The sequence below is a fragment of the Shewanella marinintestina genome (assembly GCF_023283845.1).
Classification (GTDB): Bacteria; Pseudomonadota; Gammaproteobacteria; order Enterobacterales; family Shewanellaceae; genus Shewanella; species Shewanella marinintestina.
In genome coordinates, this window is sequence record NZ_JAKILC010000016.1 from 22,196 (window position 1) to 39,180 (window position 16,985).

Annotated in this window: 17 protein-coding genes and 1 other RNA gene; 8 read left to right on the top strand and 10 right to left on the bottom strand. The window is 43.2% G+C overall.

Going from position 1 to position 16,985, the window contains the following annotated elements:
• Positions 1 to 71: 71 nt before the first annotated feature.
• The gene (locus tag L2747_RS16010) at positions 72 to 1,520 is read left to right on the top strand and encodes an ATP-binding protein (protein ID WP_249000014.1); all 1,449 of its coding nucleotides are present in this window, start codon (positions 72 to 74) and stop codon (positions 1,518 to 1,520) included.
• A 54-nt stretch (positions 1,521 to 1,574) separates the two neighbouring features.
• A complete protein-coding gene (locus tag L2747_RS16015; RefSeq protein WP_249000015.1) occupies positions 1,575 to 2,414 on the top strand; it encodes a Dam family site-specific DNA-(adenine-N6)-methyltransferase in 840 nt (279 codons plus the stop codon).
• Between the two features lie 36 nt (positions 2,415 to 2,450).
• Here L2747_RS16015 and L2747_RS16020 read toward each other — a convergent pair whose 3' ends face one another.
• Positions 2,451 to 2,636 carry a DUF2970 domain-containing protein gene (locus tag L2747_RS16020; RefSeq protein WP_249000016.1) on the bottom strand — a complete coding sequence of 62 codons (186 nt, stop codon included), beginning with the start codon at positions 2,634 to 2,636 and terminating at the stop codon, positions 2,451 to 2,453.
• Between the two features lie 7 nt (positions 2,637 to 2,643).
• Positions 2,644 to 2,979, bottom strand: a complete 336-nt coding sequence (locus tag L2747_RS16025) for a hypothetical protein (protein WP_249000017.1) — start codon at positions 2,977 to 2,979, stop codon at positions 2,644 to 2,646.
• Between the two features lie 200 nt (positions 2,980 to 3,179).
• On the opposite strand from L2747_RS16025, the gene rpe reads away from it, so the two are divergent.
• Genes rpe through trpS form a run of 3 tightly spaced genes read left to right on the top strand, consistent with a single transcriptional unit; the run spans position 3,180 to position 5,572 of the window.
• The gene (gene rpe / locus L2747_RS16030; RefSeq protein ID WP_249000018.1) at positions 3,180 to 3,854 is read left to right on the top strand and encodes a ribulose-phosphate 3-epimerase; all 675 of its coding nucleotides are present in this window, start codon (positions 3,180 to 3,182) and stop codon (positions 3,852 to 3,854) included.
• A 3-nt stretch (positions 3,855 to 3,857) separates the two neighbouring features.
• Positions 3,858 to 4,556, top strand: coding sequence for a phosphoglycolate phosphatase (locus tag L2747_RS16035; protein WP_249000019.1), 699 nt, complete (start codon positions 3,858 to 3,860; stop codon positions 4,554 to 4,556).
• Positions 4,557 to 4,561: 5 nt separating this feature from the next.
• Positions 4,562 to 5,572 (top strand): tryptophan--tRNA ligase, encoded by a 1,011-nt coding sequence (gene trpS / locus L2747_RS16040; RefSeq protein WP_249000020.1) that lies wholly within the window; start codon positions 4,562 to 4,564, stop codon positions 5,570 to 5,572.
• 84 nt (positions 5,573 to 5,656) lie between these two features.
• Here trpS and L2747_RS16045 read toward each other — a convergent pair whose 3' ends face one another.
• Complete coding sequence (locus tag L2747_RS16045) at positions 5,657 to 6,526, bottom strand: LysR substrate-binding domain-containing protein (RefSeq protein ID WP_249000021.1); 870 nt, start codon at positions 6,524 to 6,526, stop codon at positions 5,657 to 5,659.
• A gap of 143 nt (positions 6,527 to 6,669) precedes the next feature.
• Here L2747_RS16045 and L2747_RS16050 point away from each other — a divergent pair, with 143 nt between their 5' ends.
• Positions 6,670 to 7,608: a DMT family transporter gene (locus L2747_RS16050; RefSeq protein WP_249000022.1), complete on the top strand. Its 939-nt coding sequence runs from the start codon at positions 6,670 to 6,672 to the stop codon at positions 7,606 to 7,608.
• Here the strand turns inward: L2747_RS16050 and L2747_RS16055 are convergent.
• The 4 genes from L2747_RS16055 to L2747_RS16070 all read right to left on the bottom strand — a co-directional run bounded on the left by L2747_RS16055 (position 7,580) and on the right by L2747_RS16070 (position 11,126).
• Positions 7,580 to 8,149, bottom strand: a complete 570-nt coding sequence (locus L2747_RS16055) for a BON domain-containing protein (RefSeq protein ID WP_220778468.1) — start codon at positions 8,147 to 8,149, stop codon at positions 7,580 to 7,582. The genes L2747_RS16050 and L2747_RS16055 overlap by 29 nt on opposite strands.
• Entirely contained in the window at positions 8,146 to 8,739 is a 594-nt protein-coding gene (locus tag L2747_RS16060) for a phosphoheptose isomerase (RefSeq protein WP_202723307.1), read from the bottom strand. The genes L2747_RS16055 and L2747_RS16060 overlap by 4 nt, the downstream gene beginning before the upstream one ends.
• A gap of 63 nt (positions 8,740 to 8,802) precedes the next feature.
• The gene (locus L2747_RS16065; RefSeq protein ID WP_249000023.1) at positions 8,803 to 9,141 is read right to left on the bottom strand and encodes a YraN family protein; all 339 of its coding nucleotides are present in this window, start codon (positions 9,139 to 9,141) and stop codon (positions 8,803 to 8,805) included.
• A gap of 113 nt (positions 9,142 to 9,254) precedes the next feature.
• The gene (locus L2747_RS16070; RefSeq protein ID WP_249000024.1) at positions 9,255 to 11,126 is read right to left on the bottom strand and encodes a penicillin-binding protein activator; all 1,872 of its coding nucleotides are present in this window, start codon (positions 11,124 to 11,126) and stop codon (positions 9,255 to 9,257) included.
• Positions 11,127 to 11,228: 102 nt separating this feature from the next.
• Here L2747_RS16070 and rsmI point away from each other — a divergent pair, with 102 nt between their 5' ends.
• Both rsmI and rnpB read left to right on the top strand, forming a co-directional pair.
• Positions 11,229 to 12,071 carry a 16S rRNA (cytidine(1402)-2'-O)-methyltransferase gene (gene rsmI / locus L2747_RS16075; RefSeq protein ID WP_249000025.1) on the top strand — a complete coding sequence of 281 codons (843 nt, stop codon included), beginning with the start codon at positions 11,229 to 11,231 and terminating at the stop codon, positions 12,069 to 12,071.
• A gap of 171 nt (positions 12,072 to 12,242) precedes the next feature.
• Positions 12,243 to 12,588: RNase P RNA component class A (gene rnpB / locus L2747_RS16080), an RNA gene on the top strand.
• Between the two features lie 153 nt (positions 12,589 to 12,741).
• On the opposite strand, the gene L2747_RS16085 is transcribed toward rnpB, so the two are convergent.
• The 3 genes from L2747_RS16085 to L2747_RS16095 form a co-directional block, all read right to left on the bottom strand.
• Positions 12,742 to 14,001: a cell envelope integrity TolA family protein gene (locus L2747_RS16085; RefSeq protein WP_249000026.1), complete on the bottom strand. Its 1,260-nt coding sequence runs from the start codon at positions 13,999 to 14,001 to the stop codon at positions 12,742 to 12,744.
• A gap of 502 nt (positions 14,002 to 14,503) precedes the next feature.
• Positions 14,504 to 15,712 carry an NAD(P)/FAD-dependent oxidoreductase gene (locus tag L2747_RS16090; protein ID WP_249000027.1) on the bottom strand — a complete coding sequence of 403 codons (1,209 nt, stop codon included), beginning with the start codon at positions 15,710 to 15,712 and terminating at the stop codon, positions 14,504 to 14,506.
• A gap of 289 nt (positions 15,713 to 16,001) precedes the next feature.
• Entirely contained in the window at positions 16,002 to 16,877 is an 876-nt protein-coding gene (locus L2747_RS16095) for a LysR family transcriptional regulator (protein ID WP_249000028.1), read from the bottom strand.
• Positions 16,878 to 16,985 lie beyond the last annotated feature (108 nt).

Below are 16,985 nucleotides of genomic sequence, written 5' to 3' on the forward strand. Positions count from 1 at the left end.
TGTCGCGCTTCTCTGCTGTCAAAAATTAATGTTACGCCCCGCATGATTCTAGTGAATTGGAGACGAGCCTAATGCCGTTTTCCGATTCAACATTACTCCCCAGCCAGGATGGTTTACTGCACCGACTATGGCATCTTAGTATTTATGGCCAACAGTTAATGGTATTGACGGGATCAGAAGGAGCCGGCAAAACGACATTAGTGACAGCGTTATTAAATGAATTAGAGCAGCATAGCTCAGCTTTCGTTATCTGCCCTAAACACTGTGATAGTGCAGAAATCCGACGTAAAGTTTTGGTGCAGCTACTAAACGATCCTGTATTTGATGATGATATTCCGCTGCCTGAAAGCTTGTTAAGTGTGGTTGATTCATTGCCTGCTGAAAGTTGCATTGTGCTGGATGACGCGCATTTGTTACCACTAGAGATTTGGGCTGAATGCATTGTCCTTAGCCAAATGTCGTTAGCGGGTAAGTCGATTAAAATTTTAATGACATCGCCACAGGAATTTTTTGCTGAGGTTTCTAAGCAGCTTCCTGAACATTTAGTTGAGCAAGTCGTAGCAATTGATATTGAGCCATTAGAGCAAATTGAAAGAGAAGGGCTTTATTACACGTTATTAAACCGCAGTGAACAGCAGCCTTTTACACCAAGAGATATCGTTAAAAATCGTTTGGAGATGCAGCAAGGGACTCCTAAAGAAGTTGTTGGTTTACTTGAGCTATCGCTCAATGGCGAGCCTACAGAAGCAGCAACAAAAAACCACTTTAAAGCCATTATGACATTATCGCTGCTTGGATTACTGGGTTTGCTAACATGTTTATGGTGGTTTTTAAAAGCGGACAATTTCCCGCAGCAAACTCGCAATAAAGTTGAGTTTGCCATCCAAGCGAATAGCTCTGCTCGGGATTTTGTTATCGATTATGCCGAACGAGTACTTGCCAATTACTCATTTTATTATCGTGGAGTGGAATCGAACGCTGCAAGTAATACTAATGTTGAGTTGGATATTGTAGTACCAAAAGTGAATCGCAGAGAAGATGATGCAGCCGGAAATGAGAGCCTCTCGATAGCAGAAATTACTAAGCAGCTTGATATGCAAGTTAAACCTGAAGCGAATAAAAAGGTCACAAGTTTTACAGCACGCCAAGTAGTGAGCTTTAATGACTCTGCTGATGGTTACTTGGATACCAAGCTAACAAATCCAACAGAATTACTAGAAGTTACCAAGCGGTTCATTAAGCCTCGTCAGGGATACACGCTGCAATTAGCGAGTGTTAAGCGCTTAGAGTCTCTTAATAATATGCTGCTCCTACTCGAAGGAGATTCTCAGGTAAATGTAGCGCGTTATAGAGACCGTTGGGTCGTGCTAACAGGTCACTTTGAAAGCCGAGAAAAAGCATTAAAACAGTCAGCATTGCTGATGGAAAAAACCGGGATCCCACAACCTTGGCTCCGAGCTTGGAAAAATCTTAATGAATATGAGTTACAAGAAGTGGTTCCAACTCGTGAAATTCAATAATAAACAGAGTACAATCGTCAGCTCTCTTTTTTTCACAGTGTTCAATCAATTTAAATGATTAAAAAACAAAGAGCCTTTTTAAAGTGGGCTGGCGGAAAATTTAAACTGATTGAAGCCTTATCAGCACATTTACCTCAAGGTGGCCGCTTGGTCGAACCTTTTGTTGGTGCCGGCTCAGTATTTCTCAATACTAATTATGATCGTTATTTATTGTGCGATATTAATCATGACTTGATTAATCTGTATAAGATTGTGCAAAAAGAGCCTGAGAAATACATAAAAGCGGCTAAAGCACTTTTTGTTCCTGAAATGAATGAAAAAGAAGCCTATTACAAAGTCCGTACAGATTTTAATACCACCAAAGATCCATTTAAGCGTTCTGTTTACTTTCTATATATGAACCGCCATGGCTTCAATGGCTTATGCCGTTATAACCGTAAAGGCGGTTTTAATGTGCCGTTTGGTTCTTATAAAAAACCTTACTTCCCAGAGAAAGAGATCCGTGCTTTTTCAGAAAAAGCCCAAAATGCTGAGTTTCATTGTATTGGTTATGAGCAAGCTATTGAAATGACAAAAACGGGAGATGTGGTTTATTGCGATCCGCCTTATGCTCCACTGTCATCAACGGCGAGTTTCACTACCTATGTTGGCAGCGGCTTTTCATTAGATGATCAAGCATTACTTGCTAGGCACGCTCGCCATACAGCAATAGAAAGAGGTATTCCAGTGCTGATCAGCAACCATGATATCCCACTAACTCGGGAACTGTATCATGGGGCACGATTTGACACGATCCAGGTACAGCGCAACATTAGTCAGAAAGGCAGCGGGCGTAAGAAGGTTGATGAGCTGATGGCGCTATATGATGACTCTTATCATAGCGAGAATGACTAATCTTATTAAGTAGGTGCCGACTTGCTTCAAGCTGAACTAAACGAGCACTTGCTTAACAATAAACAGTAAGCTAGCCACAAATATAAACGCCAAAATTAGCCCCATGACAATGAAAGGAATTGGGGATTTCGTTTGAAAGTCCCGTTGACGGTTCTTTTCAGTTTGCACGCCGAAAAATGCTGCAATAGTACTTAAAAATATCTGCCAAAATCGATGTATCATAAGATAACTATTTGTTTAACGGTGAGCTTTTATTGATAGGTGCACTTTCATGACCATAGAGCAGTTCAAACAGATCGATGAAATGCAATTGATTTGTTTGACTTTCACCTGTTAACCAACTTTTCCAGCTTAAATCAGTGGATTGGCTGGCGCAGCGGTTACTCGGGTGGCTTGCTGGAAGACTTGGGTTGTATTGGCTTTGCGGGTCATCACAAACACATGCCGCATTGGCGGTGTTTTCTTCACGATCTGAAGACAATGCAAAACTTGTGATTGCAGTGCAAGTTAGCGCAAGAATAGCAGCAGACTTTGCTATTGCTGTATTCTGAAATAATCCTTTCATCACGCCTCCTTATATTACTTGTCGCAGTATTATAGCAAATGTGGCTATATTTTAAACATTTTTTACTTGTAAATTCTAATTTACTGATTGGTTGAATTATTTTATCGACTCAATTTAGTTGAAATGGGGGCTTGAGAGTGGAGGGCTAAGTCTACAGCAGGTAGAATGGCGTACTTCTTAAACATTTAGGTGAGTTCGTTATGCGTCCATTTTTGATTGCTCCTTCTATTTTATCTGCCGATTTTGCGCGTCTAGGTGAAGATGTCGATGCCGTATTAAATGCGGGGGCTGATGTAGTTCATTTTGATGTGATGGATAACCATTACGTGCCTAACCTAACTATTGGCCCAATGGTTTGCCAAGCATTGCGCAATTACGGTGTAACTGCTGATATTGATGTGCACTTAATGGTAAAGCCAGTTGATCGTATTATTCCTGACTTTGCCGACGCAGGCGCTTCGATTATTACTTTCCACCCTGAAGCGTCTGAGCATGTTGACCGTACTTTGCAACTTATCAAAGAGGCAGGTTGTAAAGCGGGCCTAGTGTTTAACCCTGCTACGCCATTACATTACCTAGACCACGTGATGGATAAGCTTGACGTCATTTTATTGATGTCGGTCAATCCTGGGTTCGGCGGTCAGTCATTTATCCCATCGACTCTAGATAAGCTACGTCAAGTTCGTAAGTTGATTGACGACAGCGGGTATGACATTCGTTTGCAAGTTGATGGCGGCGTAAAAGTCGACAATATTGCGGAAATCGCGGCTGCGGGTGCAGACATGTTTGTTGCTGGTTCAGCCATTTTCAATAAACCAGATTACAAAGCGGTTATTGATGAAATGCGCAGTGAATTAGCGACTGTAGAGGCCTAGCCAATGAGCACGTTTAGTCAAATTAAAGCCGTAGCATTTGACTTAGATGGAACGCTAATTGATAGCGTTCCGGATCTCGCAGCAGCTACCCGTGCAACACTTGCTGAGTTGAACCTACCACAGTGTAGCGACGATTTGGTTCGTAGCTGGGTGGGTAATGGTGCTGAGATGCTGATGCGCAGAGCGCTTACTTTCGCGCTTGATACTCAAGTGAGTGAAGAACAGCTACAAAATACCATGCCGCGCTTTATGCATTTTTATAAACAAAATCTGCAGCAACATAGTGTGCTTTATCCTCATGTTGAAGCTGTGTTAGCTCAGTTGCAGCAAGCGGGATATCAAATGGCTATTGTCACCAATAAGCCATATGAATTTACCATTCCTTTATTGAAAGCATTCAATATTGACGGTTACTTTAGCATAGTGCTTGGCGGCGACTCATTAGCTAAGATGAAGCCTGATCCTTTGCCGCTACAACACATTTTGCATGAGTGGCAGCTGCAAGTTGAGCAATTATTGATGGTAGGTGACTCAAAGAATGACATTTTAGCTGCAAAAGCGGCTAAGGTAGCGTCAGCGGGCTTGACCTATGGCTATAACTACGGTGAAGATATTGGGCTAAGCGGCCCTGATGCCGTATGTGAACAATTTAGTGAAATAACCGCGCTACTTGAACTGCGCGACAACGCAACGGAGCAATAAACAAGATGACGACCCCCCTAACGAAACCAGTAGTTCTAAGCGGAGCACAGCCATCAGGCGAGCTTACCATCGGCAACTATATGGGCGCGTTACGTCAGTGGGTTGCAATGCAAGATAGTCATGATTGCCTTTATTGCGTCGTTGACCTGCATGCGATTACTGTCAGACAAGATCCGGTTAAATTACGTGAAGCGTGTCTTGATACGCTAGCACTGTATTTAGCCTGTGGTGTTGACCCTAAGAAGAGCACTGTATTTATTCAGTCTCAAGTACCGCAGCATACACAGCTAGGTTGGGCGCTAAACTGTTACACCCAGATGGGTGAGCTTAACCGTATGACACAGTTTAAAGATAAATCGCAGAAGCATGCCAATAACATTAACGTGGGTCTATTTGGCTACCCAGTGTTAATGGCTGCAGATATTTTGCTTTATCAAGCAAATGAAATCCCAGTAGGACAAGATCAAAAGCAACACTTAGAGTTGACTCGCGACATCGCGACACGCTTTAACAATGCTTACGGTGACACCTTTGTGATCCCAGAGCCATTCATCCCTGAGCACGGCGCTAAGGTGATGTCGCTACAAGATCCGCTGAAGAAGATGTCTAAGTCTGACGATAACCGTAATAACGTTATTGGTTTGCTTGAAGATCCTAAAGCGATCATGAAAAAAATCAAGAAGGCGATGACAGATGGCCAAGAGCCACCAGTCGTGCGTTTTGATGTGGCTGAAAAACCTGGTGTATCTAACCTACTAAGCCTAATGTCTGGTTGTACAGGTCAATCGATTGCTAGCCTTGAAGCTGAATTTGAAGGCAAGATGTATGGTCACTTAAAAGTGGCAACCGGCGACGCCGTTGTGGGTATGCTAGAGCCACTGCAGCAGCGCTTTAAAGAGTACCGTGCTGATCATGCATTCTTGAATCAAGTAATGAAACAAGGTGCTGAAAAAGCACAGGCACGTGCTGAAGTCACTATTAAGAGCGTTTACGAAAAGATTGGTCTTATCGTTTAAGCTTAAAGATTTGACAAGAAAGCCAGTGATTATCACTGGCTTTTTTATTAGCTATAAAATATTAAATATAAAAAAATCAGATGTTTATTGTTGGCTTAGCCAGGTCACAAAGGCTGCAATAGCAGGTTCCTTAAGGCGACGTTGTTTGCAACTGAAATAGAACTCAAACCCCGTCAACATATCCGGTAGATCGAGCTCAACTAATAAGCCCTTTTCAATATCGGCCTGCACCATAAAATCCGATGCAAGCGCAACCCCTTGACCTGCGATAGCCGCTTCAATTGCCATTAATACATGGCTAAAAATATGCTGTTGCTGCGTGGCGGGTAATTGCTGATTATTGGCTACAAACCATCTATTCCAATCTAAACCTAAAGGCCCTTCATCGACCGTTAATAGTGGTTGTGAGGCTAAGATTTGCTGTGCACTGAGCTCAAAAGATAGCAGGCTAGGGCTGATAACGGCAATGAGGCGTTCTTTATGCAGTAGATGATGATGGTAGCCAAGTTGACCACTTTGCCCTGTGATAAACATATCTGCGACATTGTCACTGAGTTCTGGGTCCGCAGCGATCATATCCAGTCTAATTTTAATTTGTGGATGCTGACGCCTAAAATCACTGAGTCTGGGGATCAACCATTTAATCGCAAATGAACTGTATACCGCAAGGCGCAGCTGATCATTGCTGTCACCACTTATCTGCATGCTTAAGTCGCTCAGTTCGTTAAAGATCCGTTCTAGCTCTTTATATAGCAACTCGCCTTTGCTAGTCAGTCGTAGGTGGCGTCCCTCACGCTTAAATAGTCGCTCGCCATAGTGCTCTTCAAGTTGTTTAACTTGATGGGAAACCGCACTTTGAGTGATGCATAATTCTGCCGCAGCTCGTGAAAAGTGGGACTGCCTCGCTGCTGCTTCAAATACTTGTAAGGCTCTGAGTGGTGGGAGTTTGCGCATTAAGCTTTGCTCTATCTATGAATTCAGTCGGTGATTTACATCATAGTATTAATTTAATTCATACATTGATAAAAAACATCATTTTAGTTTGTTTTGATGCAGGCATATCATGCGCGCATATTCAGTTGTATGGTGAAAAACAAATGAAATCTAATGTCATGATTGCCATGGCGATACTCGTATTCGGTAACCTTTTTAGCGCGCTGTATGATGTTTCGATCAAATGGCTTCCAGAAGGAAGTAATGCGGCGACGTTTTTGTTTATCCGCCAACTGGTATCGGTATTGATGCTATTACCTTTGTGGATTTATGCTAAAAGGCCGACAACTCGTCACCTTAAAGTTCACTTTTTTCGCTCTAATACCGGTGCTTTAGGCGCGGTATGTTTGATTATGGGGCTCATGGCATTGCCAATGGCAACGGTGAGTTCGTTGTTCTTTTCTGCACCTTTGATGATAGTGCTAATGGGCGCTGTGTTTCTTAAAGAAAAGGTCACGTTGACTCAGTGGTTAGCGACTATTTTGGGATTCATTGGCATTCTAATCTTACTGCGCCCAAGTGAAATTAATTGGTTTGGTATTGCAGTATTACTTTCAGCCTTTACCTTCGCACTGAATCAGTTAGCACTGCGTAAGCTGCCTGATACCGAAAACCCAAGTGTGACACTCATGCTTTATAACCTGTTAAGTATTCCACTGACATTGGTTATGGTGTTAGTACAAGGCTTAGAGGGCGTGAGCTGGGAGTTGGTCGGAATGGCTGCGTTAAGTAATAGCTTTTTGCTTGCTTATCATTGGGCATGCGTATTGGCTTACCGTAAGGCTGAAGCGAGCAAAGTTGCGATAGCTGAATACACTGGGTTGCTGTTTTGCGTATTGTTTGGTTGGTTGCTATTTGATGAGTGGTTAGATGGCTTAAGCTGGGTAGGTGCAGGGTTTATTGTGCTGCCATCATTAATCATTCCTTGGGTATCAGCAAAGATGGTGAATTTCAGGCCAAAAAAATCATCGAGCCAAAAGCTGGATGATTCTTTAGTTAGGCAGAGAATGCTGATTAAGCGTCGACGTATTCAAACACCTTAATAACTTTACGCACTCCTGCGGTATTGCGCGCGACCTCGACCGCTAAGTCGGCTTGCTCGCGCTCAACGTAACCGATTAAAAATACCTCGCCGTTTTCTGTTACCACTTTAATGTTAGTGACGTCTAAGCCACTCTCATTCAACATACGACCTTTCACCTTAGTGGTGATCCAAGTGTCGTTGCTGCGAGTGGTAAACGAGGTTGGGTTACCTATGCGGATTTGATTGTGGATCTTACCGCCAATCTTGAGTTCTTTAACCGTGCGAATCGCTTTATCACGCAGCATAGAGTTAGGCGCTTGTCCTATCATCAATACATTGGTATTCATGACTATGCCGCTAATATTCGCCTGATTCTTTAAGTCATCATGAGATGCTAACGCACTTGAAATATTAAAGTCAGCGTTGGTATCGTCAATTTGAGTCTTAAAGCTGCGCTCGTCATTAACCATCATTGCCCCGCCAACTGCGCCGACCATAACGGCCCCTGCGCAGCCTTGCAGCATTAACACAATAGCGATTAATGGGAGCAGTGATCTCATGCCTGTTCGTCCTGCGGGAATAACGTGCGGTCGATGTTGTCACATAGGCAGTGAATCGCTAGTAAGTGTACTTCTTGAATACGTGCAGTCACGTTTGAAGGTACACGGATTTCAACGTCATTCACACTTAGCAGGCCAGCCATAGCGCCGCCGTCTTTACCGGTTAGTGACACAATCGTCATATCACGGCTTAATGCTGCTTCCATCGCTTTAATCACGTTGCCAGAGTTACCGCTGGTCGAGATTGCTAATAAGATGTCACCTGGTTGACCAAGGGCCATAATCTGCTTTGAGAAGATTTCGTCATAGCTATAATCGTTGGCAATCGCTGTGATCGTTGAGGTGTCACAACTCAATGCAATTGCAGGTAGTGGTGGACGCTCAATTTCATAGCGGTTTAATAGTTCAGCAGAAAAATGCTGAGCATCACCTGCGCTACCACCATTACCACAGGCCAAAATTTTATTACCGCTTAATAGGCAGTGCACCATCATTTCTGCCGCTTTAGCAATTGACTCAGGTAGTGCTTCAGAAGCATCAATCTTAGTTTGAATTGACTCTGTAAAGCTGTCTTTAATGCGTTCTAACATGGATAAACCCTATGTTTATTATGCTCATTATTAAAAGGTAAGAGCATATGAAAATTAAACTGTTTAAAAGGCATCGCGGATCCATTGGATCCCATTGGGATCGGCCGCAATGACATCGAACCGACATATCGCGTCAATTCGATTTATTTGTATGTAATGGCTAGCCGCTTTTCTTATGCGCTGGGTTTGTGCGGTGCTTAACGCATTCACTGCACCACCATAACGCGATGGAGAGCGGTATTTTACCTCAACAAAGACCCAATCCTTGCCATCTTTCATGATTATGTCGATTTCACCAAAACGGTATCTTACGTTTTGTTCGACAAAACTTAGGCCCTGTTGTTCCAAATATTGCCGTGCTTTATATTCGGCAATTTGTCCTTGATTATTGGTGTTTGCCATCAAATCCGCTCATCCTTGTAGCTTAAATTTGACTATATCTTAAAGTATTAGCCGCGACTATTTACCTCAGCTAATTTAACTGTAAATAAGGCTAAAGGCATTATATATCGACTTTACAGCGGACGTAAGTTGCCTCTTTGGTAACGTCCCCAGCTCAGCTGACGGTTTAAGGTGCCATCCGGCTGTACCGATAATAAGCCACTGCGACCACTAAACTGATAGCCTGGTAGTGCGCGCATTTGTGCCAACTTACCGACTAAATCTAGTGCATCATAGCCCATAATAAACAGACGCTTACGACCATTACTCCAGTTTGGCCATAAATTATTAACCATTCGAGTTTCGGTGTTAGGTGCGATTAACCACGGTATATCACTAATAGTGAGGTTATTTAACTCTTCAGCTGTTTCACGGTTATTGCCTTCAACTCTGCTACGACTAGTGGTGTAAAGCGGTACCGGCTCTGCAAACACGCTAAAGTTAACGTCAATAAAAGGCTTTAATAGCGCTAAATCTTTGCTCGCAGAGATCATATAAATAGCATCAATATCGCGGCGAGAGCGAAAATCGGCTTCAATTTTAGGTGTTAAAATAGCTTTAATACGGGCGATACGTTCTTTACTGTCGATAACTCCCAAAGCTTTTTGCACAGTGACTTTCATCTTGTCACCGCCATCATAGTAATGAATTTCAGCAGGTTCGTTTGTTAGGGTTTGCCATGCCTTATTAAAACTTTCGGCCATGCGGCGACCAACAGCGTCGTTGCTTACTAACAACAGTGGCTGAGTTATACCGTCGTTGTATAAACGCTGCGCAGCATCAATGGCTTCGTCAGTTGGTGATAATGCAAAGAAAAACTTATCAGGATCAGTGGTAAAAGTATCTATGTGGTTTAAATACAACTGTGGAATGGTTTTATTAGCAACGGGCGCGATTGGAGCTGAAGGACTCGTTGGCGACACGGTAGCAGTTGGCGTCATGCTTTGTAATTGCTCAACTTCTGATTGTAGCAAAGGGCCAATAATAAACTCTGCACCAGCGGTAACGGCTTGCTGGTAAGCAGCTTGCGCACCAGTAGCAGTATCAAAAAAGTTTAGTGTTACGCTGTCGTCAGCTGTTGCCATGTAATTAGCGATAATGCCTTGCTTTACAGTGTTGGCAATAGTCGCTCTAGGGCCAGTTAACGGCAGCAGTACTGCGATATTCTTTGGTTGATACGGCTGAGTATTCAGTGCTTTTTCTAAATCAGTGGGTAGCTTTGCAGCTGCAGGGTGATTGGGATTCAGTTGCTGCCAACTTCCTAGGTGACGCACTAAATCGTTAGGATCGACCGCGTAATGTTTAGCGATATAAGCGAGCTGTATCCATCCCGCAAAAATAGGATTGCTGCTATCGTCTTTAAAGCTAAGTAGCGTTTGCTCATTAATTGGCTGTAAAGAACGCCAAATAGTATCGTTAACTTCATGTGCTTGAGATGCAGGCAAGTATTTGCTCAGCAGACTTAACTGTCTTACTTGCTCGATTGGCTGATTAATTAGCTGATAAAGATGCGCCTTTAATTGGTAATAACTCACCCATTGCCAATTCGGTAATGTCCAGTTGTTAGGGTAGTTTAGTGTTTTTAGAGCATGATCATAGGTTGAAGTCATCTCTAAAACGCGAGCTGAAAGGTAAATATGCTCAGCCAATAGCTCAGGTTTTTGAGTAATATCGTGCGCAATTGATTTCAAAGCTTTATCTGCTGCGCCGGCGTTACCTTCATTAATAAAGGCATGAGCGGCGAGCAAAACATATTTATCGCGAGTTTCTTTATTTTTTTCGCTAGCTGCAAGCGCGAAGTATTGTGATGATGCCATTGTTACCGATGACAAAGAAACTTCAGTCTTTTCAGTCTTTACCGGCGCAGAAGTCGTGCCGCAACCGAACAAAACCGCAGATAAAATTGCGATAGAAATAAATTTTGTTGTATTCAGTCTTTTTAACACGGGTCTTCACTCTGGTAAGATGCTGCTATTAGTTTAACCTGCTCTTCCGCTTGGCGAAAGTCTTGTTAGAAACTCTTGCCAATACTCAATACAGAGGTAGATATGGACCTGTCGGTCGCGCTTTATATTGTTCCCACACCAATTGGGAATTTAGGGGACATCAGTAGCCGCGCAATAGAGGTACTTAATCAAGTATCGCTTATCGCCTGCGAAGACACCCGTCATAGTGGCAAATTACTTAGTCATTTCGGTATTGAAACCCGTAAAACAGCGCTACACGATCATAATGAACGTGATAGAGCGCAGTGGATTATTCAAAAGCTCGGTAATGGTGAAGCTGTCGCGCTTATCTCTGATGCCGGCACACCATTGATTTCAGACCCTGGCTACCACTTGGTTAAGCAAGTGCGCGAAGCAGGCTTTAATGTGATCCCATTGCCGGGTCCATGTGCGGCAATTACAGCGTTAAGTGCTTCAGGCTTACCTTCTGATCGTTTTTCATTTGAAGGTTTTTTACCGTCAAAAGAGAAAGCAAGATTAGATAAATTAACCGCCCTTAAAGATGACCCTCGTACATTAATCTTTTATGAGTCACCACATCGTATTGTGCATAGCTTAGAATCTTTAGTGGCAGCTTTAGGCGGCGATCGCGAAATAGTTATGGCTCGTGAAGTGACTAAAACATTCGAGACCTTTTTGTCTGGTCCAGCGGCTGAAGTTTTGCAAACGGTTAAGGATGATACAAACCAGCAGCGCGGTGAAATCGTGTTGATGTGTCATGGTCACCGTAGCGATGAAGAGTCAGAGTTTTCACCAACGGTAATCAATACCCTTAAATTGTTGTGTGAAGAGTTGCCTTTGAAAAAAGCTGCAGCAGTTGCCGGTCAAATTTACGATATTAAGAAGAATGCGCTTTATAAGCATGGTCTATCTATCGGGCTTTAATACTGAAGCTTTGTTTTAGCTAAAACTTGTACTTTTGGACTTGTAGTTAGATCATAGATTTAGTCCGTAGGAAAATGAATTAGTGGCGCTATATCTAATAGATTGGCTTCTAATTAATACTATGTATGAAAGTCCTTGGTTTGTTGCTTGTGCTTAGGCTATAATCCGCGCCGAGTTGGCTAGACAGTTGCCGCGTTCGCAAGAACGGGGAGGAAAGTCCGGGCTTCAAAGAGCAGGGTACCAGGTAACGCCTGGGCGGTGTGAACCGACGACAAGTGCAGCAGAGAGGAGACCGCCAATCTTCGGATTGGTAAGGGTGAAAGGGTGCGGTAAGAGCGCACCGGGCGGCTAGCAATAGTCCGTTGCAAGGTAAACTCTACCCGAAGCAAGACCAAATAGGGTCCCGTATGGCGCTGCTCGCGTTGGGACCGGGTAGGTCGCTTGAGCCTGTGAGCGATTGCAGGCCTAGATGAATAACTGTCCACGACAGGACCCGGCTTATCGGCCAACTCACCTATTCAAACAAAAAGCCGCATCTCGAAAGAGATGCGGCTTTTTGTTTTCTGTCAGATTAAGATTTGCCTATCTTCAGCTTTAAATGCCATTGCTCAATGAGCAATGAGCAATGAGCAATGAGCAATGAGCAATGGCATAGTGGCTAACTAAGATGTTAGAAATAATAGCCAAAGTTAATATTAAAGCGTTTGTTGGTATCACCGTCACCTACCATGGTGCCACCAATAAAGGGCTGATTTTCTGCCACGACAAAATCAAAGTAGGTGTAAAGACCGCCAGCAGAAACCGCCATACCGGTGACGTTCATAAAAGTGTCTTCCATAGCGGCGGGCTTATCGGTGACTAGGGAGTAATCGTTATAGAAGGTCAGGCTGGATATTGGACCAATATCAACAGGCAAGCTATAAGCGACATTGGCAATGTATGTGGTTGCTTCAGCTGGGATAGAATCATAAAAGTGATAAGCTGCAACCACAATACGATCCACATCCATGCCATCAACATCGTACTTGTAATCAGTCATCTGTAGCTTGACGTTCCAACGGTCATAGTTAACAACGCCATGGATAGCTGCCGCGACATTATCTCCATCGGTGCCATTTTCAATTTCTAATTGGCCGGCTTGAATCGATGCGCCTAGCTCAAGGTTTATGTCGTTAAATACAAAGTTATGCGCATAGCGAGCATTGAAGGTATTGACCTCTCCTGCTGCGTAACCAGCACTTGGAGCATCATAAGCATCTTCTCCATCTAAGCGAATTCCGACTACGTCATAGGCGTAACGGTCGGTACGGTCAGACACGAAACCATCGAGGCCGCCTTGTTCATCATTTTTGTAGAAGGCGAAATCAAATTGGTTATTATCACCTTTGTAGGTGTAGTTCAGACCCATATCATGGTCATCTTCAAGCCCGAGATAGAAGTTAGAGCTGAAAAAGTAGTTATTTGATGCGTAAGTTAAGATACCAAAAGGCACTTGAGTGACACCGATTTTTGCTTGTTGTTGCTCATCAAAATTATAGCCAATCCACGCATGCTGAATGACATTCATATACTCAAACCAGCGGTATTGAGCTGAAAAAATCAAATCTTGGTAATTACCTGATACATCGATACGAAACAGGTCAAAATCAAAGTCACCACCGCGATCTGCATTATCGTCATCAAAGTCTTCATAAGAATAATTTACACGTACAGCGCCGCCAAACTTTAACGAACTCTCAGCTGACTTTTGCTCTTCAGTAGCCGCTTGCTGTTTGGCTTGTTCTTCTTTCTCTCTCGCTTGTTGCTGTTGAGATTCAAGTTGCTCGATACGAGCCTTTAGCGCTGCCAGTTCCTCATCTATTGGGGTGGCGTTTGCATTAGCAGAAAGTGCAAGGGTGATACATGAGGCTGCAAGTGTTTGGCGAATCATCATTTATCCTTATGGATTGAGTTTATTGGTATTGATTGCGGATCTTTTGTAAAAACATAACCAAGATATGCGTTATGAAAGCAAACGCTTAGCTAGTGCTTTTTGAGGTCTAGATCGAGTTGAGCGAAAGGGATAGGCTTACATTGAAGAGTAAATACATCATAAGAGACTCCATGCAGAGGTTAGATACCTTGAATGCACGAGCCTTTTGATTACCTAGCTGCTGCTAGAGTACAAGTTGAAGGTAGTGCTTTAATTACAGTGACTGACAACCCCATAAGCCATATATATTGGGTTTATATGTTGATACAGGGTTGTTTTTTAGTGAATAAATTTAGCACATCTGTTGCTAATATAACAGTTTTGCTGTTTAACGATTAAATGCAAGCAAGCTTAATGCTTGGTGATAAAAGCCTTGTTGCGACATGAACCAGAGAGAAGAGGCATGAATAAAAAAGCCCATCTACAGCTAAGTAAATGGGCTTTATCGGTACTTTGCTTATTATGCAGGCTTAAACAAACATTTTAAGCGTTTGAAAATAATCAAACGTGACATAGCTAAATAGCCACTGACGGTTTTTTGATGTAAACGGAAAATCGTATCATATAGGCGGCGGACTAAACGGCCCTTTAAGATCAATCTATCGTTCATCATGGTGCTAATGGCAAAGTTATGCCCAATCGCAACCACCATGCCGCCATCGTTGTAAACAAACGGCTTGAGTGGCTTGCCCTTTAAATGGGCGACTAAGTTTTTAGCCAAATGCACTGCTGCGCGATTAGCTGCTTGCGCCTTGGGTGGGACTTGGCTGCCATCTGCTTGTGGAATGGCGGCGCAATCACCCAGCGCAAAAATAGCTGAATCAAATGTGGTTGCTAGTGTTTGTTCAACCACTAATTGGTTAAGAGAATTACTTTGCAATCCGCCAATTTCTTTGAGCCAGTCAGGTGCTTTAATCCCAGCAGCCCAAAATTGTACATCGGCATTAAGCACTTGGCCGTCGCTGGTGGTCATACGATCCGCTTCAACACTGGCAATACGAGTATTAAGCATCACATTGATTTGATACTTCTCAAGTCTTAATAAAGCTTGTTCAGACATTTTCACTGGACCGTTGGGGAGTACTCTATCGGCCGCTTCAATCAAGTTAATGTTAAGCCATGCTGCATAAGGGTTTTCGCTTAGCTCAGCGCTGACCTTAGCAAGTTCTGCAGCAAGCTCTAAACCAGTTGCACCCGCACCGACGATATTAACAGTGCAATCTTTACCTGAGCGCAGTAATGAACTGATTTGGTGCCAGCTATCGCGCGCCTGCTCTGGTGTATCTAAGAACAAGCAATGCTCTTTTGCACCTTGGGTGGCAAAGTCATTACTGATCGCGCCGATGGCAATAATCAGGTAATCGTAAGCTAGCGTATCAGTTTCACCGTTAGGCTTACGTACGACTAGCTGCTTAGCTGCTCGATTAACATCGGTCATCCAAGCTTGGTAATGCATATAGCCATTTTTAGCGCCGTGGCTGAAATAACAGATAGTGTCGAGATCGCTGTCAAAAGTCCCTGCGGCGATTTCGTGAAAGCGTGGCTTCCAGTAGTGATGAGTTTCACCCTCAACCAGAATAACTTCATCTTGGCTATTCACACTACGACCTAGCATGCTGGCGATTTCAAGACCTGCAGCGCCACCGCCAACAATAACAATACGAGACATAATAATTCCTCTGTGCATCGACAGATGCAGACATAATTTGAAAATTGAAATGAGCCTTGGAACTGAATGGGGATACGAAAGGTATGACCGAGTGCAGGGCTATTAGATGGCGCTTATTATAGTTATCGTCGTATTTGGAACAATTAGCTAAAAATGCAAATTACTTTTACCTATAGGTAATAATAAAAGGTGGGTTCTAGATAGGTTATTAATAGATATGTTGTTTAACTTTCTTCGCCAGGGTCTTAAATGGCCTATTACGAGTGTTATAGGCCATGTTTATTGCGAGTTATGCGGTCTTTAGTCCTGCTGTTAGATGATCTAACAGCATACGCACCTTAGGTGAAAGGTGACGATTTTGCGGATACAGCGCCCAAATCCCTTCCTCAGGTTGACGGTTCTGTTCCAGCAATGGGGTGAGCTCTCCTGCTTCAATAAAAGGCTGCACGTAATAATCTGGCAGCTGCACTATGCCTATGCCTTTTATGGCCGCATCTACTAATGCATGACCACTATTACAGCTCAAGCTGCCTTTGACCCGAACATTACGGGCTTTGCCATTCTCCTGAAAGCGCCAATAATCCATGGTGCCAATTAAGCAGTTGTGTTGATCAAGCTCTGATAATGAATGTGGAATGCCATAAGTAGATATATAGCTAGGTGATGCACAAACATATTGGGTACGACTGCTAAGCTTTTTGGCCATCATGCTGGAATCTTCTAGATGCCCAAGTCGAATGGCCAGATCGTAACCTTCATCAACTAAGTCTAACTTTTGATTAGTGAGATTAAGCTTCACCTCAAGCTCGGGGTAGAGCGCTGCAAAGTTATTAATTAATGGTGCTATCGTCATTTCACCATAAGTGACAGGCGCGGTGAGCTTCAGTAGTCCACGTGGGCTGGTCTGCAAATTGGTAATCGCACGCTCGGCCTCTTCTAAACCATCTAATACTTGGCGACAATGTTGATAATAGATGCGGCCTACTTCTGTAACCGATACTTTGCGGGTGGTTCGATGAAACAGCTTAGACGCGAGTCTGGTTTCCAGCGCACTGATTTGGCGGCTGACTTGTGCTGTCGAAATGCCTAATCGCTGCGATGCTTTAGTAAAGCTTTCTGCTTCGGCTACAGCAACAAACTCACTGACACCCTCCCAATTAAACATGCTATTTCCTTATAAGGATTGAATAAACTATTTTTACTGTATGGTAAAAGATATTTGCATATTTAGCCAATTATCATCCTTGTTGAAATAAATATAATACATCCATCG